Genomic DNA, 25,686 nt, shown 5'->3' on the forward strand with positions numbered 1-25,686 from the left:
AGGGTGACCTTTTTCATTAATATGATAAAATATTATATCAAAATGTACTAAAACAGAAATATAAAAAGTCTGAATTATCAAATTCGTAATTCAACTCTAAAAAGGGTATTGAGCCTAAACAATAACATACATATTTAGTATATTTGCTATATAAATTTCAAGTTTTAAACAAAATATATTTAACGATAATATTGTTTTCATTTAAAGTAAATAAAAAATGACACAAAAATCTAAAATCCTTTACACGTTTACAGACGAGGCTCCAATGTTAGCTACGTATTCGTTCTTACCTATTGTACAAGCATTTGCTAAAACAGCAAGTATAGATGTTGAAACAAGAGATATATCTTTAGCAGGACGTATTCTTGCAACTTTCCCTGAGTTCTTAAAAGAAGAGCAAAGAATCGGTGATGCATTAGCAGAATTAGGAGAATTAGCAAAGACTCCAGAAGCTAATATCATTAAACTTCCAAACATCTCTGCTTCTATTCCTCAGTTAAATGCTGCTATTAAAGAATTGCAAGCTCATGGTTATGCTGTGCCTAACTATACTGCAGATGCTAAAACTGAAGAAGAAAAAGAGATTAAAGCTAGATATGCTAAAATCTTAGGTTCTGCTGTAAACCCTGTGTTACGTGAAGGAAATTCAGATCGTAGAGCTCCTAAAGCAGTTAAAAACTATGCTAAAAAACACCCACACTCAATGGGAGCATGGTCAGCTGATTCTAAAACAAGAGTAGCTTCTATGTCTGAAGGTGATTTTTATGGTAGTGAAAAATCAGTAACTATAGCTGATAACTGTAAATATAAAATCGAATTTGTAGGTACTGATGGTGCTATTAAATTATTAAAAGATTACGCTCCTTTATTAAAAGGTGAAATCATTGACTCATCTGTACTAAACGTAAATAAATTAAAAGCATTCGTTTCTGAATGTAAAGAAGAAGCTAAAGCAAAAGGTATCTTATTCTCTACTCACTTAAAAGCGACTATGATGAAGGTGTCTGACCCTATCATCTTCGGTGCTGTAGTAGAAGTTTACTTCAAAGAAGTATATGCTAAATATGCTACTTTATTTGCAGGATTAGGTATTATCCCAAATAATGGATTAGGTGATTTATATGCTAAATTAGCTGGACATGCTCAAGAAGCTGAAGTAAAAGCTGATATTGATGCTGCTATTGCTAATGGTCCTGCTATCGCAATGGTGAACTCTGATAAAGGTATCACTAACTTACACGTTCCTTCTGACGTTATCGTAGATGCTTCTATGCCAGCTATGATCCGTACTTCAGGACAAATGTGGAATGCTGAAGGAAAATCACAAGATACTTTAGCTATCATTCCAGACCGTTGTTACGCTGGTGTATACCAAACTGTAATCGAAGACTGTAAAGCTAATGGTGCTTATAACCCTACTACTATGGGATCTGTACCTAACGTAGGTCTTATGGCTCAAAAAGCGGAAGAATATGGTTCTCATGACAAAACATTCCAAGCTGACACAAATGGAGTAATCCGCGTATCTGATGATAAAGGAAATATCTTCTTCGAACAAAATGTAGAAGCTGGAGATATATTCAGAATGTGTCAAACTAAAGACGCTCCTATCCAAGACTGGGTTAAACTAGCTGTTAACCGTTCTCGTTTATCTGATACTCCTGCTATCTTCTGGTTAGATGAAAACAGAGCTCACGATAGAGAAATCATCGCTAAAGTAAATACATACTTAAAAGATCACGATACTACTGGATTAGATATCAGAATCTTAAACCCAGTAGAAGCTACTAAAGTATCTGTAGAAAGAATCCGTCAAGGTCTAGATACAATCTCTGTAACAGGAAATGTATTACGTGATTACTTAACAGATTTATTCCCAATCTTAGAAGTAGGTACTTCAGCTAAGATGTTATCTATCGTTCCATTAATGAATGGTGGTGGATTATTCGAAACTGGAGCAGGAGGTTCTGCACCTAAACATATCGAACAGTTCATTGAAGAAGGATATTTACGTTGGGATTCTTTAGGAGAGTTCTTAGCATTAGGTGCTTCATTCGAACACTTAAGCCAAACTCAAAACAACCCTAAAGCAATGGTATTAGCTGAGACATTAGACGAAGCTACTGCTAAGTTCTTAGACAATGATAAATCACCTGCTCGTAGAGTTGGATCTATCGATAACCGTGGTTCTCACTTCTACTTAGCAATGTATTGGGCTGAAGCATTAGCTAACCAATCTAAAGATGCTGAGTTACAAGCTAAATTTGCTCCTATCGCAAAAGCAATGACTGAAGGTGAGGCTAAAATCAACGAAGAGTTAATCGCTTCTCAAGGTAAAGCTCAAAACATCGGTGGTTATTACCAATCAAATGTAGCTGACACAGCTAAGGCTATGCGTCCAAGTGCTACTTTAAACCAAATTATTGACACTATCTAATATAGCATCGATATACTAAAAAAGGTCATCAGTTAACTGATGACCTTTTTTTATACTCTCTTTTATTGATCTAATAAAATTTGATACTTACGCCCAATAGGCACTTCATCGCCATTCATTAAAATGACTTTACTCATAAATCGCTCTTTTATACACTCTTTATTGATAATAAAAGAACGATGTACTTGAACAAAGTTATCTCCTTTTAATTCTGTTTTAAACCCTACTAAAGACCCATATACAAAATAACTCTTGCGTCTACTTTTAGTAAATATCTTGATATAGTTACCTGCACTTTCAACATACATGATGTCAGACATTTCTATAAAGTAATCAAAGCCATCTTCTTTTATTAATACTTTTTGAAGTTCGCTCTTGCGATTATTTTCTTTTCTATCCTTACAGAATACCTTTGCTTTTTCAACTGCTTTAAGAAACTTACTAAAAGCTATTGGTTTTAACAAATAGTCTACTGCATCATTCTGATAAGATTCTAATGCAAAGTCTGAATACGCCGTTGTCACGATCGTAGTGGGTTTAATAGGTAACATTTCTAACAACTCTAAACCTGATACTAAAGGCATATTAATATCTAAGAATAATATATCTACTTCATTACTTTGTAAAAAAGTTAAAGCTTCTTTTCCACTATAAGCATGCCCTATACATTCTAAATCATCGCATTGCTTAATATGACTTAAAAGCACCTGATGTGCAGGTTTCTCATCATCTACTATTAAACACTGGTAGGTAATTCCCATAATTCTAAAGTGGTTTTATAATAATACTTTGATTTGTTCTTTGTAAATTTATATCTCAACTGGGAGACTTCTAGTCTTCTTTCTAGATTTAAAAGCCCAACACCTGTTCCTTTTTGCAACATTTCGTCAGGCAAACAACTGTTTTCTAATTCGAACAGCAAATGATTATCTCTAGCATATCCTCTTAATTTTATAAAAGGAAATTCAGTTTGTAAAGCAAATTTTATCGCATTTTCAACCAAACTAAAATACAAAAGTGGAGGCACTTGAAACTTCTCAATATCCCCTTCATATTTTATATCTACGACTAAATCGTTTGTCCTAAACTTATAGTAATTAAAATATTCTTTTAAAAATTCTATTTCTTGATCTAAAGAAACAAACTCTCTTTTAGTTGCTTCTAATTGATATCTTAATAAATGTGATAATTGCAAAATTCGCTCAGGCGTTTCTTCTGGATTAGTTAGAGCCTCGCCATATAAGTTATTCATTGCGTTTAAAAGAAAATGTGGGTTTAACTGCATCTTGAGGAAGTCCAATTCAGCTACAGTATTTACTAAACGCTTTTCACGAACTGTAATATCATTGAATACCCATAAGTGAATAAAATAAGTACCCGATCCTAAAAACATTAAAAATATAGTATTTAGAATTTCACTCAACCAAGAATCAAATCCATCTATAAGCATATTTAATAACCCAGTACCAATTAGAACTACAATCCAATAGATAGTAAATAATGGTAAGAAAATATTGTACCGCTTGGTAATCATATATCTCTTAATCAGCAAAATATTACTAATTAAAATACAACCGTATACAATAAAGAAGGAAGGCACTAACTCCTCCCAAATCTCAGTTAATGAACGATCACTTTTATCTACAGAAGCGACGAATGTAAATACACTAAGAAGTAGAATGATAACTGACACATTCCTCAACCAAAAGTTAGAATAAAATTTCCATAGTGACTTCATACAAACAAATGTAAAGAATCATTAATAATAACATTATCCTTTCATTACTATTTATTTGAAAGCCATTAAAATAATAGCTACTTCATCAGCGTTTAATTAAACAAATAGCAATAATTACTTACCTATTTTTGCATTGAAACATAATAAGATAAACGAATGATTAATCACAAAAAGTTTACCAATTATTTATTGGGACTGAGTTTCTACGTATCTACAATTCCTTTTCATGTACAGCATACGATGGCGAATGTCATAAATGAACAAGTACAAACAATATTAAAAGGAAAGGTACTAGATAAAAACTCTCCCTTAATAGGAGCTACTGTCTATATAAAAGAATTAGATCAAGCTACCACCACTAATGAGTTAGGAGAGTTTAGTATCTCTATTCCATCAGGACAGTATAACATTCTAGTATCATACTTAGGTTACACTAATCATCATGCTAATATAGACACAACTAAAGATAATACATTAAAAATCATCCTAAAATCTGATACTGCTCAATTAGACGAAGTAGTCATAATAAAAAACTCTACAAAAGCAGATATTAGAACACCAGAGATGAGTGTCAATAAATTATCTATAGAGGAAGTTAAAAAAATGCCTGTTGTACTAGGTGAAACAGATGTTCTAAAGTCTATCTTACAACTCCCTGGTGTAACAAATGCTGGTGAAGGAGCGTCAGGATTTAATGTGCGAGGCGGAAGTGCAGGACAGAACTTAGTACTTTTAGATGATGCAAATGTTTTTAGCTCTTCTCACCTATTTGGTTTCTTCTCAGTGTTTAATTCAGACGCACTTCAAGACATCAAGTTATACAAAGGAGGAATACCAGCTAGATTTGGAGGACGAGCTTCTTCTGTATTAGAAGTATTCCAAAAAAATGGTAATACTGAGGAGTTTCATGGCACAGGAGGTATAGGAGTTATCTCTAGTAGATTAATGGCAGAAGGCCCTATGCAGAAAGGAAAATCTTCCTTCTTAGTAGCAGGAAGAGCCTCGTATGCACATTTATTCCTAAAGTTAACAGACAATAAGAACTCTGCTTATTTTTATGATTTAAACACTAAATTAAACTTTGATTTAAACGAAAACAATAAACTAACCTTATCTGGTTATTTCGGACGAGATGTATTTAGTTTTAGTCAGTTATTAAAGAACACCTTTGGAAACTCAATTTTAAATCTTCAATGGCATCATTTATTCTCAGATAATCTAAGTAGTAAACTTACCACTTCATACAGTGACTATGTATATGGTCTAGATATGGAAATAACTGGCTTTAAATGGGATTCTGATATTAAAAGTTACTCATTAAAGTATGATCTAACTCATGACATCCATAGTAATCTTCAATTAAAATATGGAGTAAGTGGTCTTTACTATGATTTTTCTCCAGGAGTAATTAAGCCAACAAAACCAGACTCATCTATTATTTATAAGAAGATAGATTCTAAATACGCTTTTGAAGGAGGTGTTTATTTAGAAGCAGAACAGAGTATTGGTCAACATTTCAATTTAAACTATGGGGCTAGGTTTTCTACATTTACTAATCTAGGAAAAGAAAATATCAATCTATATCAAAACAATCAACCTGTAAGATATGACTCTGAACTAGGTTTATACAAGATGGCAGATATCATAGGGACTGAATCTTATAATAGAGGTAAGAGTATTCAAAACTACAATAATTTTGAACCACGCTTCGGCATTGCTTATATTATTAATGATGATCAATCTATTAAAGCTAGTTATAATAGAATGGCTCAGTATCTTCATTTAATGTCTAATACGGCAGCACCAACTCCATTAGATATCTGGACACCAAGTAGTAAATATATCAAGCCAGAACTCGTTGATCAAGTTGCATTAGGATACTTCAGAAACTTTAAAGAAGGAAAATATAGTTTAGAAACAGAGGTTTACTATAAAAAAGGAGATAACAGAGTAGATTATATAGATGGTGCACAACTGATAGGTAATGATGCTTTAGAACGCGTAATACTTAGTGGTGAATCTAGAGCATACGGACTAGAGCTATTGGTGCGTAAGAATCTAGGTAGACTTACAGGATGGGTATCCTACACCTTAGCAAAATCAGAGCAGAGAACACCTGGTAGAACACCAGATGAGCCAGGAATAAATAATGGTCAATGGTATAGAACTGCTTATGATAAAACACATGACTTTTCTGTTACAGCTATGTACCAATTAAACAAGAAGTGGGATCTTAGCGCTAGCTTTACCTTACAATCAGGACGACCAACATCTTACCCAGAAGGAAGATATGACTATTTAGGTCAGAGTGTTCCTAATTTTGGGAAAAGAGGTGCTTACAGCCTACCTGCTTATCATCACTTAGACGTATCAGCAACTTATACCCCTACAAAAAACACAAGTAGAAAGTGGCAAAGTGAATGGGTATTCGGCATATATAATCTTTATGGAAGAGCCAATGCCGCTTCTATATCATTCCGTGAACACAAAGATCACAGAGGACAGAATGAAGCTGTTAAAATGTCTATTTTCGGAATGGTTCCAAGTGTAACCTATAACTTTAAATTCTAATCAAATGAATATTCTCAAATATATAAGTATACTCTCTATTCTATTATACCTTACTTCTTGTGAGCATGTAATAGATATAGACTTACCAACAGCACCTCCAAGATTAGTTGTTGAAGGTAATCTCGATTTTGATGCAGAGAACAAACAAGATACCCTAAGTATCAATCTATCTTTGACTACAGATTTTTATAATCCACAAGCACCTAAAGTCCATAATGCAACAGTATGGGTAGAAGACGAAAAAGGAACTAAACATCAGTTCAAAGAACTCAATAAGACTGGAAGATATATCTCTACTTCTATTAAAAAAGACTTTGTGAAAAATAAATATAAATTACACATAGAGTATGATAATGATATTTATGAAGCAATCGAAAGGTTAGTTGAAACTCCTAAAATAGAAAGGTTAGAACAAAGAAGAGAAAAGTTCTTTAATGATTACTATTATACGATTAGAATTTACTTTCAAGATACAGATAAAGGTGATAATAAATTAAATTATTATTACACTAATTTACTTTGGGAAAATAAAAGACCTGCCTTAAGTGTTCGTTCTAACGAGTTCTCTAAAGGTAAACTAATAGAAGACATATCAACAGACAAAGATTATGAACCTGGTGACAAGATACAAATAGATCTACATCAAATCTCTAGAAACTATTATGATTATATGTGGCTTATAACTGATGCTTTAAACAATGGAGGAGGTCCTTTTCAGACACCTATTTCTAAAATAAAGGGGAATGTCAAAAACCTTACTACACCTGATAAAGAAGCACTAGGATACTTTAGAGTAACTGAGAAGCAAACTATATATCACACTATTTTTGAACAACCTAAACCGTAAATAAAAAAGCCATCATGTGATGGCTTTTTCTATTTTGATAATAACTCTTTAGCATGAACTAAAGCAGAATCACTAATATCTTTCCCTGATAACATCTGTGCTATCTCTTTCACTCTACTCTCATAATCTAATAATGTCAATTGTGAAGTAGTCGTTTCGTCATCAGATGTTTTGTACACTTTATAATGTTGCTTCCCTTTTGCTGCTATCTGAGGTAAATGCGTAATGGCAAACACCTGCATATGAGCACTCATATCTTTCATAATCACTCCCATCTTATCAGCTACTTCTCCAGAAACCCCAGTATCTATCTCATCAAAGATAATAGTAGGCAAATTAGAATACCTAGCTAATATTGCTTTTATCGCTAACATAATTCTAGACAATTCTCCTCCTGAAGCAACTTTCTTTAGCACACCGAAATCCATTCCTTTATTAGCAGAAAACAACAGTTGTAACTCATCTTTCCCATTAGCTAAAAAATTCTTGGATACAGTGAAGTCAAACTTGAAGTTGGCATTAGGTATTCCTACTAATGACAATATCTCTAATAGTTGTTTGACTAAAACAGGAACAGCCTTTATTCTCGATTCTGAGAGCTTATCTCCTACTTCGTGTAAAACAACACTTAACTTATCAATTTCTCTTTCTAATGAGCTTATTTTATCGTCTATTCCACTAGCTAGATCTACTTTCTCTTCCAGTTCACTTCTAATAGCTAATAATTCTTCTACAGTAGCTACTTGATGTTTTCTCTGTAGATTATATAGTAATTGTAAGCGATCATTAATTAAATCTAATTGTTCAGGATCTGCAGACACATTATCTAATTGGCGTTCTATCTCATCAGACAGATCTTTCAGCTCTATTTCTACACTACTAATACGAGTATATAACTCTTCATAATCTTTAGAAATGGTACTCGTTTTCTGTAATAATTGCTTTACCTCCTTCAATCTATAAACCGCCCCTACTTCATCGTCTGCCAAAAGATTAATTGATTGTCCAAAGCTTTCTCTTACAAACTCAACATTATTCAGTTTTTCGTACTCTTGCTCTAATTCTTGTTGATCTAATCCATCAAGGTTACCTTGAATCAACTCTTCTAAAAGAAAAGCATTATAATCTTGTTCTTTGATTAAATCAGCCTGTTGTTGTTGTAAACTTCTTAATTGTGTTTGGGCTTTCTTGTATAATACTAAATGTCCTTTATACTCCTCTAAAATATTGCTATTACTTGCAACTGCATCAACAATTTGCATTTGGTAATTTTCATCAGACAATTCCATTGTTTGATGTTGGGAATGTATATCTATTAAGTGTTCTGTTAATTGTTGCAAATCAGATAAATTAACAGGGCTATCATTTACAAAGGCTCTAGATTTACCAGAAGGAGAAATCTCCCTTCTTATAATCGTCACATCTTCATATTCTAATTCTAACTCATTGAATAAATCCTTCAATCCATATTTACCAATACTAAAATGACCTTCTATAACACACTTCACTTCTTTATCCTTTAGAGAAGATAAATCAGCACGTTTTCCTTGTAACAAACCTAATGCACCTAACACAATAGACTTACCAGCTCCTGTTTCACCTGTAATAATAGAAAAGCCATCAGAAAAATCTATTTCTAATGTATCAATAAGTGCAAAGTTTTTGATTGTTAATGATATAAGCATATAACTTAATTTTAGAACTAAAGACTATTCCATTTTAATCCATTTAATGGAGCTAATTTATTCAATAATTCCACTACACGTTTCTTATTTTTATCTGTCACTCCACCATAAACACCTATCAACTCATCTGTTTTAGAATCAAAGAAAACACGTGTCAGAAAAGAATTTGGTCGAGTAGAATTAAAACCTTCTAAAGCTATTAAAGCTTGCAGAATACCATCTCTTCCATCCGCTACATTATCACTCATACGATCTAATCCTAAACGGTGATATTTATATAAAGCATCTTTATAAGCCTCTCCAACTCCCGAAGCTAAATCACTAATAAAAGAATATCTTGTATTACTACCATCCCCTTGCTTCCATCCTCTATAATTTCCTTGCTGAGCAATAGAAGCTATACCATTTGCTGTTTGCAAATAAGTACTCCCTCCACCTTTACTAAACGTTTCTGCGTCCAATCCTATAATTAGATTCGCATAAAATCCTATCAAAGAAGTCAAATTAGAGTCGTATGAATTGGGATTGTAATAAAGAGATTCAAACTCAATATAATTAAAAACAATATCCTTATCGTTGAACAATAATACTTGTGTAGAATATCCAGATCCATAAACAGGTCTAGATGATTTGACCTGAAGGGTTCCAGATACTGTATTATTACCGTAAGTAGTTACATTCAGAAAGAACATACAATCTATCCTCTCCACTGGAGAAAACTTCTTAGATGTCCAACTGGTATTGTTTATAAAATCTTTAAGTGATTTCTCTAGTGATTTGAAATAAGCTTGATTACTATTTCCTACTTGGCTATGGTTAACCGTTACTATTGCATTAAGCTCCTGAGCATAACTGTTTAGAACTATAAAAAGCGAACCAAAAAGCCAAATAAGTTTATTCATAATGTTTAATTATCTTATATATAATATCCTGAGCTACTTCTTCTTTAGATTTTAATTCCTTAGGTTCTATATTAAAATCTTTATCTATAAAGGTAACCTTATTCGTTGGTTTTCCAAAACCTGCTCCTTCATCTTTTAAAGAATTTAAAACAATTAAATCTAAATTCTTCTTCTTGATTTTAGCTTTTGCGTGTTCTATCTCATTTTGAGTTTCTAGTGCAAAACCTATCAGAAACTGTTCTTTCTTTATAGCACCTAGTGAAGCTAATATATCAGGATTCTTATCCATTTCTATTATAAACTCTTCACTGTTCTTTTTAATCTTTTCAGTAGCTACTTCTTTAGGTCGATAATCTGCTACTGCAGCAGCGGCAACCACAGCATCCACATCAGCATAATACTGATGACACGCCTCATACATCTCCATAGCAGACATAACCGAGATAACCTTTACTCGTTCATGCGCTATTTTCTGATTGCTAGGACCTGATACTAATACTACATCAGCACCTTGCTTAGCAGCCTCTAGAGCGATATCATACCCCATTTTTCCAGAAGAATGATTACCTATAAAACGCACAGGATCTATAGGTTCGTATGTAGGCCCCGCAGTTATTAATAATTTTCTTCCTTTTAGGGGCAAATTATTTAACAACACATCTTTTACAGCCTGCAAGATTGTCTCAGGTTCAGCCATACGACCTTTCCCAACTAAACCACTTGCTAATTCACCTTCCTCAGCAGGAATGATAAGATTACCATAACCTTCTAACAAGGCTAAATTACGGTCTGTAGTAGGGTGCACATACATATCTAAGTCCATCGCAGGTGCTACCATAACAGGGCACTTAGCAGATAGATAGATTGCCATTAAGAGATTATCGCAATATCCATTAGCCATCTTCGCTAATGTATTGGCAGTCGCAGGAGCTATAACCATTAGGTCAGCCCAGAGTGCTAAATCAACATGATTATTCCATGTCCCTCCTTCACCAGCATCATTGAAGAAATTTGTATATGCTGGATTCTTTGATAAAGTAGATAAAGTATAAGGAGTTACAAATTGATGAGAAGCAGGTGTCATGATCACTTGGACCTCGGCACCTGCTTTTATAAGTAAACGTACTAAGTGTGCCGTCTTATACGCGGCAATTCCACCAGTTACACCTAGTATTATTTTTTTACCGCCTAAACTTGACATCACTAAGTATTATTTATGTTCTATTGTTCTTTGTATGAAACTTTACCTTCTAACCACTCTTCTACAGCTAATGCTTGAGCTTTAGGCAATTTTTCATAAAATTTAGATACTTCTATTTGTTCTTTATTTTCAAATACTTCATCTAAACTATCATTGTAAGTAGCGAACTCTTCCAACTTGTCAACCAACTCATTCTTGATTTCTGTGTTGATTTGGTTTGCTCTCTTAGCAATTATAGTAATAGCCTCATAAATATTTCCTGTAGGCTCTTCAATCTTACTTTTGTTATAAGTAATTGTGTTTACTGGAGCATTTGTTTTCTTTAAATCCATCTCTTTCGCTTAAGTTATTTTGAAAATTTTGCTAATTCTTCTTGTATATTTTCAAGCATACCATCTGCTTGCTTTTTGTATTTTGTTTCTGCATTAAAACGAACTAATACGTCGTACATTGACTTTGCTGTATTCAGACGTTCTTCCATTTTATAATGCACACTGTTCATTGCTAATTTATAAGCTGAATCAAACTTATAGAACAAGGCATCTTCCTTATATTTCGTACCTGGATAATCATAGATAAAGTTATCTAATGCTACGATAGCAGCATTGTAATTTCTAGTCCAATCTCCAATCGTATTTAACTGCTTTGCATTCTCATAAGTCTTTCTCTCGATCTTCTCATTCATCTCTTGCATAATTGAATTAGCTTCAAATACAAAATTAGAACCAGGATATTGATCAATAAACTTTTGTAATTTATCTATTACATCATAAGTCACTCTTTGATCTAAAGAGTACACAGGTGATAATGCGACACCAGACTTAATCTCTTTTAAAAGAGCTTCTTCACGCTTATCACTTCTTGGATATGTAGCCGCAAAGTTTTTAAAACGAAACCCTGATAATTCATAGTCTTTTGTCAAATAAGTCGCCTCAGCGAAGTTAAAAAACATATCTTCTGCTTTAGGATTCGCTCTATAAACAGTCTCTAATTGTTCATAAAGACGAATAGCATTTCTATATTTCCCTTTCTCAAAAAACTGATTTGCTACTTCTTTTTTATATTCATAATCCTCTGATTTCAAAGCCTTTTGCATTGGTCCACAGCTCGCTATTGAAAGCATAAGAATAGATAAACCGATATATTTTTTCATAAATGTTTTTCGTTGTTTTTGACAAAAGCATTTCCAAGATAGTCCTGTAAAAGCAAATGCAAATTTAAATTAATAATTGCATTATACAAAAAGCTTTTTATATTAAAAAGAAAAGATGTCTAAAATGACATCTTTTCATATAAATCATTATTCCTTAAACGATTAAACTGCTGGGTTATTATTCGCTTGTTGGTTAAAGTTTTTAATATCATTATCGAATAAATATAAACCTCCTTTATCATCTCCAATAAGGTTTATCTTATCAAGAATTGTACGTGCTGTAGCTTCTTCTTCTATTTGTTCTGACACATACCACTGTAAGAAATTATGAGTTGCATAATCTCTCTCTTCTAAAGCTATATGTACTAATTCATTAATGCTTTTTGAAACAAACACCTCATGATCAAACAATTGCTTAAACAACGCTTTAAATGATGTGTGATCCAACTCTGGCTTTGTCACAGCAGGGATAACAGCTTGTCCTCCTCTTTGGTTTACATATTTAACTAATTTAAGCATATGTTGACGTTCTTCATCTGATTGTGCGAACATAAAAGTAGCAATCCCTTCGAATCCTTGAATCTCTGCCCAAGAAGCCATCTCTAAATAAATCTGAGAAGAATCCCCCTCTATTTTAATCTGCTCATTAAGTGCTTTTTCTAATTTTTCTGATAACATAACTTTCTTTTTTTAATTCAGTATTTTAATTTCTTTTTCGATTCTTGAAGCTAAGTCTGTATCTACATTAACCAATGGCAAACGAAGCGTATTTTGCATCACTCCTTCTAACTTTAATATCTCTTTGATTCCAGCAGGGTTTCCTTGTTCAAAGATCATATCGATAATAGGCATTAATTCATATTGTAATTTAAATGCCTCTTTGATATCTCCTTTTAATCCTAGGCGAATCATATCTGTAAACTTTTGAGGAACACCTTGTCCTATTACTGAAATAACTCCAGCTCCTCCTGCTAACACCAAAGGCAATGCGATCGCATCATCTCCTGATATTACTAAAAAGTCTTTGCGAGTACTTTGACGGATTAACTCCATCCCTTGTACCATACTTCCCGCTGCCTCTTTTATACCAATGATATTCTTAAACTCATTCGCTAAACGAACTACAGTCCCTACTGCCATATTACTTCCTGTTCTACCAGGTACATTGTATAAAATAATAGGTAATGGACTATTCTCAGCAATCATTTTGAAGTGCTGATAAATTCCTTCTTGTGTAGGTTTATTATAATAAGGTGATACTGATAATATAGCATCAAACCCTTCTAAGTTCTCCTGTGTTAATTCATCTAATACAGCATGTGTATTATTTCCTCCTACTCCTAATACTAATGGCAATCTTTTCTTATTAGCCTTTATTACGGTACGTTTGACTAACTGTTTTTCTTCCTTACTAAGAGTTGCTGACTCCCCAGTAGTTCCTAATACTACTAGATACTCTACCCCTCCTGCTATTGTAAATTCTACCAAATTCTGTAATGCTTCTACATCTACAGAAAAATCGCTGTTAAATGGCGTTACTAATGCCACTCCCGTACCAATAAGTGATTGCATAGTTCTTCTAATTATTAATTTTTAAAAACGTTAATATATTTAAATAAATTGTCTACAAAATTCTCTACATCTAATCGCTCTAAAGCTAAACTAAAATGATTCAATTGTGTATTTTCTGAGGAAACTCCCACTTTAAAAATAGCATTAGACTTTGATGTCACCCATAATAAAGGCAAAGCCTGATTTGTATAATAACTAATCAACAAATCACATTTCTTTTCAATAAACTCAAGGACTTCTTTATTCTCTATACCTCCTGTTAATGTGAACTCACTCATCCCAAACAGGTGCTCCTCATTATTCTTCTTGCTATCTTTTGCATAAACCAAGAAATGTATTTTTGTACTAGGTATTCCTTTTCTTTCTAAACTTTTAATTAAATCTGGAATAACCTTAGCTTCTGCTTTATCTACTACAATACCGATTTCTTTAAAATCATATTTAAAATCGACCGGTACTGCTTTTAATGTTGACTTTTCTACTACTTTTTGAAGTGATCTTTTCTTTAAAGTATTAAACCACATATAAGTTACTGTTTTTGTAAAGATAAACAAATAGCTAATTAGGTAATACTACATTTAACATCGAATTATTGAATTAACGCAATAAACTCCGCTTCTGTTAATATTTTAATACCTAGTTTATTTGCTTTTTCTAGCTTAGATGGTCCCATTTTATCTCCTGCCACGACATAATTAGTCTTAGAGGTAATAGAACTTCCTACTTTTCCTCCATGATCTTCGATAGCTTGTTTAATCTCATCGCGAGACATTTGTTCAAACACCCCAGATACCACTAATGTCTGTCCTAGAAGAACATCTGACACTACCGTAGATTCCTTTTCTTCTAACACAAATTGCACACCATATCCCTTTAGTCTAGCAATTATTTCTTTATTAATATCACTACTAAAGAAGTCTATTACACTTTGTGCTATTCTTTCTCCAATTTCATCTACTGTTATCAACTCCATTAACGGAGCTTCTGCCAGAGCATCTATTGTCTTATAATGATTTGCTAACTTTTTAGCCACAGTCTCTCCTACATAACGGATCCCTAATGCGTATAATACACGTTCAAAAGGAACCTGTTTAGAAGCTTCTATACCTTTTATCAGATTATCTGCAGACTTCTCTCCCATGCGTTCTAAACCTAGAACATCTTCTTTCTTTAACTCGTATAAGTCAGCGTAATTCTCTACTAATTCATTTTTGTACAACAGTACTACAGTTTCTTCTCCCAGCCCCTCTATATCCATCGCCTTACGAGAGATAAAGTGCTGTATCCTACCCGCTATTTGAGGTGGACATCCATACACATTTGAACAATAGTGTTGTGCCTCCCCGACACTTCTCTTTAACTTAGTACCACATTCAGGGCATTCCTTAATGTATACTGTACGTTCAGAGTCAGCTGGTCTAGCCTCTAAATTCACACCTACTATTTTCGGGATAATCTCTCCTCCTTTTTCCACATATACAGAGTCATTTACACGAATATCTAACTTCGCTATCTGATCTGCATTGTGTAAAGAAGCACGTTTTACTATCGTTCCTGCCAACTGTACAGGTTCCAAGTTTGCTACAGGAGTTATAGCACCTGTTCTACCTACTTGATATGATATAGAGTTTAATACAGTCTCTGCTTGTTCAGCTTTAAATTTATATGCTATAGCCCATCTCGGTGCTTTAGAAGTATACCCTAATTCATCTTGATAATGCAATGAATTGACCTTAACCACCACTCCATCTGTCTCATAAGGTAGCTCATGTCTATGAATATCCCAATAATTTATAAACTCTAATACTTCATCAATATTCTTAGCTAACTTAGAGATAGTAGGAACTTTAAATCCCCATGCTCTAGCTTTGTCTAAACTTTCATATTGTGTTGTTACCCCTAGATCACTTCCTACTATATTATAAAGTAGACAATCTAAAGGACGTTTTGCAACCTCGGCACTATCTTGTAATTTCAAACTACCAGAAGCTGTATTTCTTGGATTAGAATAAGGCGTCTCTCCGATTTCTATCAAATCTTGATTCATCTTTTCAAACCCTGCCAATGGCAATACAATCTCTCCACGAATATCAAAACTCTGAGGATAATCTCCGTTTAATCGAATAGGAACTGATCTAATTGTTCTAATATTATTAGTCACATCATCCCCTTGCACTCCATCACCTCGTGTCACTGCTCTTACCAGCACTCCATCTTCATACGTAATCGTAATAGATGCACCATCATACTTTAATTCACATGTAAACTCTACTGGCACATCACCTAAAACTTTCTGTACACGTTGTTCCCAATCTAATAAATCTTCCTTAGAATAAGAGTTATCTAAAGAATACATTCTATAACGGTGTACAATAGTATCAAAGTTCTTAGTCACCGTACCTCCTACTCTTTGTGTTGGAGAATTAACATCAAAATATTCTGGGTGAGCTAATTCTAACTTCTCTAATTCTTTTAATTTCTGATCAAAATCGAAATCTGAAATCGTTGGATTATCCAACACATAATAATTATAATTATGTTCATTTAATTCTTTGCGAAGTAAATCTAATTGTGCTTTAATATCCATTTTTTAAAACGATTACAGTTTCAACATTTCTTTAAATTGACCATATAAATGACCATCACTCAGAATAGCTCCTTGTTGGATTAAACTAAAGATTTCTTCATTGCGATTCTCTCCAAAGCTTTTTCCTCCATGTCTCACTTCCACATCTTCTGTAAACACTGCATCTGATAACCATTGCAGTCCTTCTTTACTTAAAAGATCTATATCTGATTGTTTACTCTTAATTACGATAGTCTTGATTTCTTTATCGTCGAAACCAAACAAAAATATATGGCTCTTAGAATAATGTTCTAAATATTTAGCATTCGTCAGTACTCCTTCCCAAATTAAATCTGAGAAAATATCTAACTCTTGTTCTGCTACTTCTGGCTTTTCTTCTTTTATCTTATCCCATTCATTCTTATCTATCTGCTGTGCAGCTAAGAAGTTAATAAACTCTGGGTGTAATTCTTCAAACTGCTCTTTCGTAAGCCTACTGTATTTCATAATATAAATTGCATTTGAAACAAAGATAATACCTTCATTTCAATTCGTATAATGTGATAAATTAATTCTGTACTATCTCTGCTAAAGACTTCTTCATAGACACTGCATACTTTAATGGCACATAATCTGCCTCCACAATATCCATTTCATAAAATGACAACGTTCTTACATCAAAAATGAATGTACCCACCGTCACTATTCTATCTTCATAATTTTCATAAATAGTGAATTGATAGTAATTTCCTCTTTTATTAGAACCATCATTCTTTGCATTCGGAGACACATCTACTCTCACCACTACTCCCGTACCACCATTAGCTATTACAGCCTTATTGAAGTCTTCACCCAAATAGTCTTTAGCCGCAGTAGTCTTTAACGCAGCTAATACTGTCTCAAGCCCATCTTTACTCACAGATATCTTATTCGACTCATCCATTAGCGTAACAGCTTTCTTATTGTCGATCTTAAATATCTTTTCAGTACTCTTTAGAATAGCAGGTTCTTGCTCGTATAAGTTCTGCCATGGTGTAGTTGTATCTTCTTCTTCTACCTTATTTTTATTAGTACTTTCATCTGTCACCACTGTTTCTATCACCTCTCCTTCTGCACCAGAAGTATCTTTGTCATCCTTACAAGCAAATAAAGACACCCCAATAACAACTATACCTAAAACTCTCACTAATCTATTCATAACTACTTTTTGTTTTTAAACACTACTAAATCGACTACTTACTTCCTATAAATGAAGTATTAAGCTATTTTTCACAGCTTAGTTTTATACACTTCCAAGATACAAAAAAACACTAGTAATCAACCAACCTCCCTTACATAATTTAGCTAAATTATATAGCAAAAAAAAAGGCCTTCCAAATGGAAGGCCTTTTCTATATATAATCTTTTAAGACTATTCTTGCTCAGCGATTACTTCGTAATCAACTTCAACGATTACATCACGGTGTAAACGAACGTTAGCAGTATATTTACCTAAACGTTTGATAACTCCTGAAGTGATGTATTTTCTGTCAACTTCTTGACCATTTTTAGCGAAAACCTCAGCGATATCTGCATTAGTTACAGATCCGAATAATTTTTCACCACCAGCTTTAACAGCAATCTTGATTTCTAAAGCTTTTAACGCCTCAGCGATAACTTTAGCATCAGCTACTAATTTAGCTTCTTTGTGCGCTCTTTGTTTTAAGTTCTCAGCTAATACTTTTTTAGCAGATGGAGTAGCTAATACAGCCATCCCTTGAGGGATTAAATAGTTACGTCCGTATCCTGGTTTAACAGTTACTACGTCATCTTTAAATCCTAACTTTTGAACGTCTTGTTTTAAGATAATTTCCATTGTTGATGTCCTTTTTATAAGAAGTTAGGTTTCACGAATGAAAACCAACAACTTTATGATTTGTTATTATTTTAATAAATCAGCTACGTATGGCATTAAAGCTAAGTGACGTGCTCTTTTGATCGCTACAGATACTTTTCTTTGGTATTTTAAAGAAGTTCCTGTTAAACGACGTGGTAAAATTTTACCTTGCTCGTTAACGAATTTTAATAAGAAATCAGCATCTTTATAGTCGATGTATTTGATTCCTGATTTTTTGAAACGACAATACTTTTTAGTTTTGTTTGTTTCAATGTTTAAAGGCGTTAAATATCTGATATCTCCGTCTTTTTTTCCTTTTGCAGATTGCTCTATACTTGACATAACAATTAAGCTTTTTTAGATTTTAATTTCTCTCTTCTTCTCTCAGCCCAAGATACAGCGTGTTTGTCTAAAGCTACAGTTAAGAAACGCATAACTCTTTCGTCACGTCTGAATTCAGTCTCTAAGTTGATGATGATATCAGCAGGTGCTGTGAATTGGAATAAGTGATAAAAACCACTTTTCTTGTGTTGGATTTCATAAGCTAATTTTTTTAAGCCCCAGTCCTCTTTAGCTACCATCTCAGCTCCTCTAGAAGTAAGAAATTCTTCGAATTTCACTACTGTTTCCTTTATCTGAGTTTCAGATAAAACGGGATTCAAGATGAAAACAGTTTCATAATGATTCATAAATACTAAATTTTATTTGTTACAAAATTGGGTGCAAAAATACAACTTTATACATACTATCCAAAACTAATTTGATCTTTAATAAAGTTTTTTTCTACTCCCTCTTATTTATCTTTCTATTTTCTTGTCTAATAATGCCTCTGCTCTCTGATACATCCCTTCTATAGATAATACATCTAAATCAGGGTGATTTCTCAACCACTTCGCATTTAACTCTACGATATCCTCTTCTAGATTATAGAAGTCATCATTCTTCAACAGATCTCTTGTAGGATTCGTACCGAAGTAATCCGACTCACAGAAAGCCTCTAATACAGTTTCGTCAATATTATTTAAAACCTCAAGTTGCTTCTTTAAAAGAGCTAAGTTTTGTGTAGCTCCTATTTTCTCTAGCCCATCAGCTATGATAGCAAAAAACTCATAATCAGCCTGAGTATTCCAAACAATCTGAGAGAAGTTTCCATTCTTATATTGAGCTAAATAATAATCAAGATAATAACTTAGAATCGCATCTGGGTGAACTGTCTCTTCCATTAATCCTCCTTCTTCTCTTACCAAGTTAATAAACGTGATATTTGAATAAACGATATCATAAGCCTCTTGACTATTAAATGAATCTTGTGATACTACAATTTTTAATTCCATACTATTATTTCTTTTTTATAACACTTCTTTTACCTTCTAAAAAAATCGCTAATAGAAATCTACATTAGCGACTACTTTCACAGAGCGATACTGTCCTATCGCTTCAAAACTTTTCAATATTTTTCGAACATTCTCTTTTGTCTTTATCAGAGGTACATTCTGAGGAATTTTAATTAAAATCACTCGTATATATTGATTGCGTATCCTATTAATCGCAGGCTCTTCTGGTCCTAAAACAGGTACACCTAGTTGCTCCTTCAGGTTGTTATACAACCAAAATGAAGCCTCTTTTAACTTCTCGAACTCTTTATGTCTTAGTGTCAGCTTAACTAATCTATAGAAAGGAGGATACTTAAAGTTATATCGCTCATACATCTGCTCTTTATACATTCCCATATAATCATAATGAGTCACTTGCTGTATGATATTGTGATACGGATTAAATGTCTGAATAATCACTTTACCCTTTTTATCCTTTCTCCCTGCCCTACCTGCTACCTGTGTCATCATCTGATATGCCCGCTCATGCGCTCTAAAGTCAGGATGATACAAACTGTTGTCCGCATTCATTATTCCGACCAAATTCACATTGTCAAAATCAAATCCCTTCGCCAACATCTGCGTTCCTACTAGAATATCGATTTGTCTCGCTTGAAAGGACTCTACTAATTTCTCAAAGCCATACTTTCCTCTAGTTGTATCTTGATCCATACGCGCAATACGCTTATTCGGAAACAACTCTTTTAATTCTTCCTCTACTTGCTCTGTACCAAATCCTTTTGTATTCAGATCCACACTGTGACATCTAAAACACTGTTTGGGCATCGGTAGCGTAAAACCACAATAGTGACACCTCAACTCATTTTTATACTTGTGATATGTCAAACTCACATCACAATGAGGACATTCTGGTACAGCTCCACAAGTCATACACTCTACGACAGGAGAGAAACCTCTTCGGTTCTGAAACAGAATAACCTGTTCTTCTAACGACAACGCCATATTTATCTCATCGATCAACTGATCTGAGAAATGCCCTGTCATCTGTTTTCGTTTATATTTATCTTTTACATCTACTAAAACAATCTCTGGCAAGACTACATTGGTATAGCGCTTCTTTAATTCCACTAAACCATACTTGCCTTGTGTAGCATTGTAATACGTTTCTAAGCTCGGTGTTGCAGATCCTAAGACTACTTTAGCATTGTGCTGTTTTGCCAATACGATAGCTGCATCCCTTCCGTGATATCGAGGAGCTGGATCGTGTTGCTTATAGTTTCCTTCTTGTTCTTCATCTACTACTATCAACTGTAAATCCTGAAAAGGCAAGAAGACAGATAACCTTGTACCGATAACCACTTTTGCTTTTTCAGACTTATTCAATACCTGATCCCAGACCTCTAATCGTTCATTGTGAGAATACTTTGAGTTATACACTGCTACTTCGTTTCCAAAATAGCTAGTCAACCTCATCACTAATTGTGTTGTAAGCCCTATCTCTGGCAATAGAAATAATACCTGTCCTTCATTTGCCAAGTATTTCTCTATAAGTTTGATATATACTTCTGTTTTACCAGACGCAGTTACACCGTGTAGTAAGACGACATCCTTCGTTTCTAATGACTGCCCGATCTCCCAAAGAGCTTTACTCTGCTCATCACTTAACTCGATAATATCTTGTACTGCATCCCCGAAGATCACACGATCTTGGTTTAAATAGTAATCTTCAAATATGCCTTTATTAATAAGTGCCTTAACTACTGCAGATGTAGATTCTGATTCTTCTACTAACTGTTTGACTGTAATCGGCTTTTTGTGCACAGCCTGCAATTGAAAATATTTTAAGATCATCTCTCTTTGCTTTTCAGCACGAGAGACTACTTCCATCAAATCTGCCAAACCATTCTCAGCCAAGTATTGCTCCGCTAGTTTGACATATCTAATCTGTTTCGGCTTATACTTCTCCACCATCTCTTCTTGTAAGAATATCATCTTCTTTTCTAGAAGAGAGTTAATCACAGGGAAGACCTTCTTTCGGTTCAGTACTGCTATAATCTCTTCTACTTTAAGAATAGACTGTACTTGAAGTGCCTCATATATTAAATATTCTGCATCATCTAATTCTTCTGCTTTAATAGTACTATCCGGATTATACTGTATAAGTGTCTCACTTTCTAAAAGTAACTGTGATGGCATAGCACTCTTATACACATCCCCTATCGTACACATATAGTAGTCTGCTATCCACTTCCATAAGCTGATCTGTTTCTCAGTGACAACAGGAGTCAGATCTATAATCTCATTGATTTCTTTTGCCTCATAATACTGAGGTACTCTATTGTGTTTTTCGATTACCACAGCCGTATATACTTTAGAACGACCAAAAGGAACAGCTACGCGCATCCCTACTTGGATAAACTCGTATTCTGCCTCACTTACAGCATAAGTAAACGTAGGGTCTAAAGCTAATGGAACAATAACCTCAACAAAGTAATTCATACTAATAGTACTATTTTTTAGAAATCAATAATTACAAAGATAATCGCTTTATTTTTATCTCATCCCATCAGTACTATATTCGCTCTTATTTATCGCAAGGTTATATATATTCTGTAATATATAACATCTCATTACTTCTAGTAGATGCACGCGATACACCTCTACTCGCGTTGTTGAAGGTTTCTAATCTGTGATGTATAACACCTAAATACCACATAAAAAAAGCATCACTTTTTTCACTCCCTAAAAACGACACAAAACACTACTAATCAATAACATAAATCAAAAACAAACATTTCTATCCTAATTGCCCAACAGCTCCTAACAGCAGTGTATATAAGCAGTTATAGCATTTCCTTCAACACTTCTTCAACAATACCCCAAGATTGCTCTACTAGAAGGCTTGTTTGTTGAAGCAATGTTGAAGAAGTATTGTAGGGGTGTTGAAGAAATAGAACCTATGAATAAGGATTTGCTTGATAACTATTAGGTAGCCATAATTACAGGCTTCACTCCCTCTTCTCTCTCCGATTATATACCACACAAGACTTCTACCCAAAAGAAAAGGTCATTAGCGCGTGCTAATGACCTTTATATCTTTTAAAATTATTTTAGATAATCTGTCTCAGTATTATAAAACAACGGTTATAAATACTTCACTTATCTTTAATCTGCTTTTTTCCATGTCTGTGTTCTTCCTATCAACGATAATCCGATATATCCACGCACATCCAGCTTATCCTTACCATTTAGTTTTACAGTACATTTATACTGTTTACCACTCTCTGGGTCAGTGATTTTACCACCTGTATATTCACTTCCTTTTTTCTGTAAGTCTTTAATGATAACAAGTCCTTCGATAGGTTTTCCTTTCTCATCTCCTTCACAGTTATCACATTTTGGGTTAGGTTTAGATGGGTTTAAAAGTTTCTTTACCTGTCCGTAATATTTACCGTCTTTCTCGTAAATTTCAACAATAGACTTCTCTTTTCCTGTACTATCATCTATCGTCTTCCACTTACCTACTATACTTTGTGCATGTGCTGATAAAGACACAGCTAACACCAACACAATTGTCGTTAAAAAATTTCTCATAGTTCAGCGTTTAATTTTAAGGTTATAACCCAAATATAGCTATTTTTTTGACTTTAATTTATTTATAGCTAAATTTAATTCAAAACCTAACAATAGAATCATACAGTTAATCCACAAATAGAACATCACTACTAATAACGTCCCAATAGAGCCATATAACTCATTATATCGGGCAAATCTCAATACATATACCCCAAATAGATAAGAGGTAAGTATGTAAAGAATAGTGGTAAATACAGACCCTATAGAGATGAAGGATACTTGCTTAGTCTGCTTAGCTCCGAACTTGTATAATATAGAAGTAGTCATCAGTACTACTAACAATAAGAATATACTTCTAGACCACTGTATCAACATAGAATCTAGGTTAAACTTATACATCACAACCTCTAGTGTCACAAAGAATGCAACAGAGAAAATGACTAGTATCGCTAGACATACAGATAAGACTAATGCGACAAGATACTGTCTAATCAGATTGCGAGAAACAATAATGTGATACGAAGACTCAAATCCTCCTATGATCGCAAAGACTCCATTAGTCATTAAAAATATAGATAGCAGGAATCCGGATGATAGTAACGAGCGATAACTGTTATTCATAATATCGCTCAGAATAGACTCTATCGCACCAAAGGTATTCGGAGGGACAGAACTCTCGATAAACTGCATAAAGTCTACCTGAAAATTGTCTATCGGGATATAGGGAATCAAGTTCAGTATAAAAAGTGCAAACGGAAATAACGCCATAAAGAAACTGAAGGCGATAGATCCTGCCCTATAGGAGAATGCTCCTTTTATAATCCCTAAGACATATAATTCTATTAAATCATAAAGAGAATACCCTTCTAACACCTTAAAACGAATACATTTTAAAGTCCGGACTATTGTACGTATGACAGGTATTCTGTCTAATCTTTCTTCTATTTCCTGCGACATTTAATCTCTTTTCTTTTTATCATGCTATTTTTTAGGATGTGCTATATTCCCCTTAGTCGTATCATAACCTTTATGATCACGCTTAAAGAAAAAGCTCACTACCATAATCAAAAATAAGGCTACTACTATTACTATTCCAATGGTCTTATAGGTATTGACTAGATGTTCTGAATCAAACATCTCTATTCCCCAAAAACCTAAAATAACATATAAGGCTGTTATTAATACTAAGATACAAACTATAAAACCGATAATATACTTCATACGCTATAGTTTTGATAATATTTCTTTCTTTTTTTGATCGTAATCTTCTTGTGTAATGATTCCTTCTTGTAATAATAAATTTAATTTCTTTAAAACTTGAAGTCCATCATCTCCAGACTGCTCCAACACTTGATTAGAAGCGATACCCAGCTGCTTACCTAACTCTAGTCCTGCTCCCATCTGTACTCCTGCGCCTGCTAGTCCACCTTCATTACGAGCAGCATCTCTCAGAGCCTTCAGCTTCTCTAACTCTGCATATGCCATTCCTGCTGCTTCTGCTGCTTTTACATCAGAAGTTATATTAGATACAGTGGCAATACGCTGTTGGGTCTTGGTATCGAATACTGTTCCTAACACCTTGAAGTCTGTCAATGCAAGTCCTAAAGTAGCAAACTCTTCATTTAGTTTATTCTTGATTTCGGTAGAGATTACTTCTAGCTGTGCATCTATCTCAGTATAGCCAAATGAGGCTCCTGATAGATAAGTAGTGATAGCCTGAGGAATGCGTTGAATAAGGATATCTTTTAAGTCCATCGCTGTATATACATTCGCATTGCTAATAACCTCTCTATAAAGAAAGTTAATATCCTGTATCTTAAACGAGAATGTCCCATTCACTCCTAGTTCTATCGGAATATCATAATGCTTATCTACATACTTAATCGCACTAGGAGTACCCCAAGACTGATTAATAATCTGAGATTGTCTAAAGAAGAACACTTTTAACTTATGCTCACTTTCAAAATTCTGACGAATATTAATCAATGTCGTAATAAAAGGATGATTAGCTGTACTCAGACTAAAGGTTCCTTCTTCTAGGAGTATATCTTGTACTTTTCCATCGTATACTAATACGCATCCTTGACTCGGTGCTACGATTAACTTAGATGCATTCTTGATCTCATCTGTTGGCGACGGAAATTGATACCATACGACATCTTGTGGTTGATCCTTCCATTCTATAACAGAAGCTAGCTGTTTCTTAAAAATATTGAATAATCCCATAG

Annotated in this window: 25 protein-coding genes; 3 read left to right on the forward strand and 22 right to left on the reverse strand. The window is 33.8% G+C overall.

The window, feature by feature from the left end:
• Window positions 1–217: 217 nt before the first annotated feature.
• Window positions 218–2,437: an NADP-dependent isocitrate dehydrogenase gene (locus tag BK054_RS01540; RefSeq protein WP_006267055.1), complete on the forward strand. Its 2,220-nt coding sequence runs from the start codon at window positions 218–220 to the stop codon at window positions 2,435–2,437.
• A 62-nt stretch (window positions 2,438–2,499) separates the two neighbouring features.
• Here the strand turns inward: BK054_RS01540 and BK054_RS01545 are convergent, their stop codons facing one another.
• Complete coding sequence (locus tag BK054_RS01545) at window positions 2,500–3,198, reverse strand: LytR/AlgR family response regulator transcription factor (RefSeq protein WP_006264412.1); 699 nt, start codon at window positions 3,196–3,198, stop codon at window positions 2,500–2,502.
• Window positions 3,174–4,175: a sensor histidine kinase gene (locus BK054_RS01550; RefSeq protein WP_006261959.1), complete on the reverse strand. Its 1,002-nt coding sequence runs from the start codon at window positions 4,173–4,175 to the stop codon at window positions 3,174–3,176. The genes BK054_RS01545 and BK054_RS01550 overlap by 25 nt, the downstream gene beginning before the upstream one ends.
• Window positions 4,176–4,331: 156 nt before the next feature.
• Between BK054_RS01550 and BK054_RS01555 the strand changes: the two genes are divergently transcribed.
• Window positions 4,332–6,746 (forward strand): TonB-dependent receptor, encoded by a 2,415-nt coding sequence (locus BK054_RS01555; protein ID WP_006264413.1) that lies wholly within the window; start codon window positions 4,332–4,334, stop codon window positions 6,744–6,746.
• Window positions 6,747–6,750: 4 nt separating this feature from the next.
• Window positions 6,751–7,593, forward strand: a complete 843-nt coding sequence (locus BK054_RS01560) for a DUF4249 domain-containing protein (protein ID WP_006264414.1) — start codon at window positions 6,751–6,753, stop codon at window positions 7,591–7,593.
• A 29-nt stretch (window positions 7,594–7,622) separates the two neighbouring features.
• Here BK054_RS01560 and recN read toward each other — a convergent pair whose 3' ends face one another.
• The 20 genes from recN to BK054_RS01660 form a co-directional block, all read right to left on the reverse strand.
• Window positions 7,623–9,278 carry a DNA repair protein RecN gene (recN, locus tag BK054_RS01565; protein ID WP_006267054.1) on the reverse strand — a complete coding sequence of 552 codons (1,656 nt, stop codon included), beginning with the start codon at window positions 9,276–9,278 and terminating at the stop codon, window positions 7,623–7,625.
• Window positions 9,279–9,295: 17 nt separating this feature from the next.
• A complete protein-coding gene (locus BK054_RS01570; RefSeq protein ID WP_006264416.1) occupies window positions 9,296–10,180 on the reverse strand; it encodes a DUF4835 family protein in 885 nt (294 codons plus the stop codon).
• Window positions 10,173–11,381, reverse strand: coding sequence for a bifunctional phosphopantothenoylcysteine decarboxylase/phosphopantothenate--cysteine ligase CoaBC (coaBC, locus tag BK054_RS01575; RefSeq protein ID WP_006260222.1), 1,209 nt, complete (start codon window positions 11,379–11,381; stop codon window positions 10,173–10,175). Before coaBC ends, BK054_RS01570 begins: the two co-directional genes overlap by 8 nt.
• A gap of 20 nt (window positions 11,382–11,401) precedes the next feature.
• A complete protein-coding gene (locus BK054_RS01580; protein WP_006260223.1) occupies window positions 11,402–11,713 on the reverse strand; it encodes a DNA-directed RNA polymerase subunit omega in 312 nt (103 codons plus the stop codon).
• A 14-nt stretch (window positions 11,714–11,727) separates the two neighbouring features.
• Window positions 11,728–12,534, reverse strand: a complete 807-nt coding sequence (locus BK054_RS01585) for an outer membrane protein assembly factor BamD (RefSeq protein ID WP_006260224.1) — start codon at window positions 12,532–12,534, stop codon at window positions 11,728–11,730.
• A gap of 162 nt (window positions 12,535–12,696) precedes the next feature.
• Window positions 12,697–13,212 (reverse strand): ferritin, encoded by a 516-nt coding sequence (locus tag BK054_RS01590; protein ID WP_006260225.1) that lies wholly within the window; start codon window positions 13,210–13,212, stop codon window positions 12,697–12,699.
• Between the two features lie 12 nt (window positions 13,213–13,224).
• A complete protein-coding gene (gene dapA, locus BK054_RS01595) occupies window positions 13,225–14,106 on the reverse strand; it encodes a 4-hydroxy-tetrahydrodipicolinate synthase (RefSeq protein WP_006260226.1) in 882 nt (293 codons plus the stop codon).
• Between the two features lie 14 nt (window positions 14,107–14,120).
• A complete protein-coding gene (locus BK054_RS01600; protein WP_006260228.1) occupies window positions 14,121–14,630 on the reverse strand; it encodes a DUF6913 domain-containing protein in 510 nt (169 codons plus the stop codon).
• 65 nt (window positions 14,631–14,695) lie between these two features.
• On the reverse strand, window positions 14,696–16,693 hold the full coding sequence (gene ligA, locus BK054_RS01605) for an NAD-dependent DNA ligase LigA (RefSeq protein ID WP_006267053.1): 1,998 nt from the start codon (window positions 16,691–16,693) through the stop codon (window positions 14,696–14,698).
• 12 nt (window positions 16,694–16,705) lie between these two features.
• Window positions 16,706–17,179, reverse strand: a complete 474-nt coding sequence (locus BK054_RS01610; protein ID WP_006260230.1) for a DUF6495 family protein — start codon at window positions 17,177–17,179, stop codon at window positions 16,706–16,708.
• Between the two features lie 61 nt (window positions 17,180–17,240).
• Window positions 17,241–17,870: a hypothetical protein gene (locus tag BK054_RS01615; protein ID WP_006260231.1), complete on the reverse strand. Its 630-nt coding sequence runs from the start codon at window positions 17,868–17,870 to the stop codon at window positions 17,241–17,243.
• A gap of 213 nt (window positions 17,871–18,083) precedes the next feature.
• Window positions 18,084–18,527: a 50S ribosomal protein L9 gene (rplI, locus tag BK054_RS01620; protein ID WP_006260232.1), complete on the reverse strand. Its 444-nt coding sequence runs from the start codon at window positions 18,525–18,527 to the stop codon at window positions 18,084–18,086.
• Between the two features lie 66 nt (window positions 18,528–18,593).
• The gene (gene rpsR, locus BK054_RS01625; protein ID WP_006260233.1) at window positions 18,594–18,890 is read right to left on the reverse strand and encodes a 30S ribosomal protein S18; all 297 of its coding nucleotides are present in this window, start codon (window positions 18,888–18,890) and stop codon (window positions 18,594–18,596) included.
• Window positions 18,891–18,895: 5 nt separating this feature from the next.
• Window positions 18,896–19,237 carry a 30S ribosomal protein S6 gene (gene rpsF, locus BK054_RS01630; RefSeq protein WP_006260234.1) on the reverse strand — a complete coding sequence of 114 codons (342 nt, stop codon included), beginning with the start codon at window positions 19,235–19,237 and terminating at the stop codon, window positions 18,896–18,898.
• 108 nt (window positions 19,238–19,345) lie between these two features.
• Complete coding sequence (locus BK054_RS01635; RefSeq protein ID WP_006260236.1) at window positions 19,346–19,882, reverse strand: DUF4375 domain-containing protein; 537 nt, start codon at window positions 19,880–19,882, stop codon at window positions 19,346–19,348.
• A gap of 48 nt (window positions 19,883–19,930) precedes the next feature.
• Entirely contained in the window at window positions 19,931–22,381 is a 2,451-nt protein-coding gene (priA, locus tag BK054_RS01640) for a primosomal protein N' (RefSeq protein ID WP_006260237.1), read from the reverse strand.
• A 666-nt stretch (window positions 22,382–23,047) separates the two neighbouring features.
• Window positions 23,048–23,476, reverse strand: coding sequence for a DUF2147 domain-containing protein (locus BK054_RS01645; RefSeq protein ID WP_006267052.1), 429 nt, complete (start codon window positions 23,474–23,476; stop codon window positions 23,048–23,050).
• 39 nt (window positions 23,477–23,515) lie between these two features.
• A complete protein-coding gene (locus BK054_RS01650; RefSeq protein ID WP_006260239.1) occupies window positions 23,516–24,415 on the reverse strand; it encodes a YihY/virulence factor BrkB family protein in 900 nt (299 codons plus the stop codon).
• Window positions 24,416–24,439: 24 nt separating this feature from the next.
• Entirely contained in the window at window positions 24,440–24,679 is a 240-nt protein-coding gene (locus BK054_RS01655) for a hypothetical protein (protein ID WP_006267051.1), read from the reverse strand.
• Window positions 24,680–24,682: 3 nt separating this feature from the next.
• Window positions 24,683–25,684 carry an SPFH domain-containing protein gene (locus BK054_RS01660; RefSeq protein WP_006267050.1) on the reverse strand — a complete coding sequence of 334 codons (1,002 nt, stop codon included), beginning with the start codon at window positions 25,682–25,684 and terminating at the stop codon, window positions 24,683–24,685.
• Window positions 25,685–25,686 lie beyond the last annotated feature (2 nt).

Origin of the sequence: Myroides sp. ZB35 (genome assembly GCF_001865835.1) — a bacterium.
Taxonomy (GTDB): domain Bacteria; phylum Bacteroidota; class Bacteroidia; order Flavobacteriales; family Flavobacteriaceae; genus Flavobacterium; species Flavobacterium odoratimimum.

Bases quoted from the DNA above. Each gene is read 5' to 3' on its own strand.
- BK054_RS01660 (WP_006267050.1), bottom strand. From the start codon at position 25,684: ATGGGATTATTCAATATTTTTAAGAAACAGCTAGCTTCTGTTATAGAA.
- BK054_RS01550 (WP_006261959.1), bottom strand. From the start codon at position 4,175: ATGAAGTCACTATGGAAATTTTATTCTAACTTTTGGTTGAGGAATGTG.
- BK054_RS01585 (WP_006260224.1), bottom strand. From the start codon at position 12,534: ATGAAAAAATATATCGGTTTATCTATTCTTATGCTTTCAATAGCGAGC.
- BK054_RS01635 (WP_006260236.1), bottom strand. From the start codon at position 19,882: ATGGAATTAAAAATTGTAGTATCACAAGATTCATTTAATAGTCAAGAG.
- BK054_RS01580 (WP_006260223.1), bottom strand. From the start codon at position 11,713: ATGGATTTAAAGAAAACAAATGCTCCAGTAAACACAATTACTTATAAC.
- BK054_RS01590 (WP_006260225.1), bottom strand. From the start codon at position 13,212: ATGTTATCAGAAAAATTAGAAAAAGCACTTAATGAGCAGATTAAAATA.
- dapA (WP_006260226.1), bottom strand. From the start codon at position 14,106: ATGCAATCACTTATTGGTACGGGAGTGGCATTAGTAACGCCATTTAAC.
- recN (WP_006267054.1), bottom strand. From the start codon at position 9,278: ATGCTTATATCATTAACAATCAAAAACTTTGCACTTATTGATACATTA.
- BK054_RS01610 (WP_006260230.1), bottom strand. From the start codon at position 17,179: ATGAAATACAGTAGGCTTACGAAAGAGCAGTTTGAAGAATTACACCCA.
- ligA (WP_006267053.1), bottom strand. From the start codon at position 16,693: ATGGATATTAAAGCACAATTAGATTTACTTCGCAAAGAATTAAATGAA.
- BK054_RS01650 (WP_006260239.1), bottom strand. From the start codon at position 24,415: ATGTCGCAGGAAATAGAAGAAAGATTAGACAGAATACCTGTCATACGT.
- BK054_RS01655 (WP_006267051.1), bottom strand. From the start codon at position 24,679: ATGAAGTATATTATCGGTTTTATAGTTTGTATCTTAGTATTAATAACA.
- BK054_RS01545 (WP_006264412.1), bottom strand. From the start codon at position 3,198: ATGGGAATTACCTACCAGTGTTTAATAGTAGATGATGAGAAACCTGCA.
- rplI (WP_006260232.1), bottom strand. From the start codon at position 18,527: ATGGAAATTATCTTAAAACAAGACGTTCAAAAGTTAGGATTTAAAGAT.
- coaBC (WP_006260222.1), bottom strand. From the start codon at position 11,381: ATGTCAAGTTTAGGCGGTAAAAAAATAATACTAGGTGTAACTGGTGGA.
- BK054_RS01615 (WP_006260231.1), bottom strand. From the start codon at position 17,870: ATGAATAGATTAGTGAGAGTTTTAGGTATAGTTGTTATTGGGGTGTCT.
- rpsR (WP_006260233.1), bottom strand. From the start codon at position 18,890: ATGTCAAGTATAGAGCAATCTGCAAAAGGAAAAAAAGACGGAGATATC.
- priA (WP_006260237.1), bottom strand. From the start codon at position 22,381: ATGAATTACTTTGTTGAGGTTATTGTTCCATTAGCTTTAGACCCTACG.
- BK054_RS01540 (WP_006267055.1), top strand. From the start codon at position 218: ATGACACAAAAATCTAAAATCCTTTACACGTTTACAGACGAGGCTCCA.
- BK054_RS01645 (WP_006267052.1), bottom strand. From the start codon at position 23,476: ATGAGAAATTTTTTAACGACAATTGTGTTGGTGTTAGCTGTGTCTTTA.
- rpsF (WP_006260234.1), bottom strand. From the start codon at position 19,237: ATGAATCATTATGAAACTGTTTTCATCTTGAATCCCGTTTTATCTGAA.
- BK054_RS01555 (WP_006264413.1), top strand. From the start codon at position 4,332: ATGATTAATCACAAAAAGTTTACCAATTATTTATTGGGACTGAGTTTC.
- BK054_RS01600 (WP_006260228.1), bottom strand. From the start codon at position 14,630: ATGTGGTTTAATACTTTAAAGAAAAGATCACTTCAAAAAGTAGTAGAA.
- BK054_RS01560 (WP_006264414.1), top strand. From the start codon at position 6,751: ATGAATATTCTCAAATATATAAGTATACTCTCTATTCTATTATACCTT.
- BK054_RS01570 (WP_006264416.1), bottom strand. From the start codon at position 10,180: ATGAATAAACTTATTTGGCTTTTTGGTTCGCTTTTTATAGTTCTAAAC.